The sequence below is a fragment of the Vibrio sp. 1727 genome (genome assembly GCF_033344415.1).
Classification (GTDB): Bacteria; Pseudomonadota; Gammaproteobacteria; order Enterobacterales; family Vibrionaceae; genus Vibrio; species Vibrio alginolyticus.
Map to the genome: position 1 here is coordinate 1 of NZ_JAWPOT010000428.1, position 606 is coordinate 606.

The 606-nt window shown below is 45.4% G+C and carries 1 protein-coding gene; it reads left to right on the forward strand.

Translation table 11 applies throughout. The features are described 5' to 3' along the window. On the forward strand, positions 1 to 606 hold a 606-nt coding region (locus R8O10_RS26150), incomplete at both ends, for an ABC transporter transmembrane domain-containing protein (RefSeq protein ID WP_318192088.1).

Sequence of the window (606 nt, forward strand, 5' to 3'; positions counted from 1 at the left end):
TTACGAGTTGTTAATCGCGACCGTGGTTAAGAACGTTGTGATGATCGTGGTAATGTTGGGTGTCATGTTCTTCATGAGTTGGAAGTTGACGCTGGTTGTTCTCGTCCTGTTACCGATCGTAATTGGCTTTATGTATCTGTTTAAACAACTCAGTACCGATAGTTATCGCAGAATGCGTGACTTGCTCACGGACATTAACGCCAACTTAAGCGAATCAATCCAAGGGATGAGCGTGATTCAGCTGATGCAACAAGAAGAGCGCTTTAACAAACAATTTAACGAACTCACTGCTGAGCATTTGGTCGCGTCCAAAAAAGTGATTCGCTTAAACGGGTATCTGCTGCGGCCTCTCATGGATCTGTTGGCTGGCCTTGCCCTACTCTGCTTAGTTGCCATCTTTGGCTTTAATGGTGTCGAGTTGATTGGTGTCGGTGTACTTTATGCGTTCATCAGTTATTTGGCGCGTGTGACCGAACCTCTGATTGAAATGACCCAACAACTTGCACTTTTACAACAAGCGTTGGTGTCGAGTGAACGTGTTTTTGAGTTGATTGATGCGAGGCCACAAACTTACGGTGACGATCATAAACCGCTTAAAACGGGCTC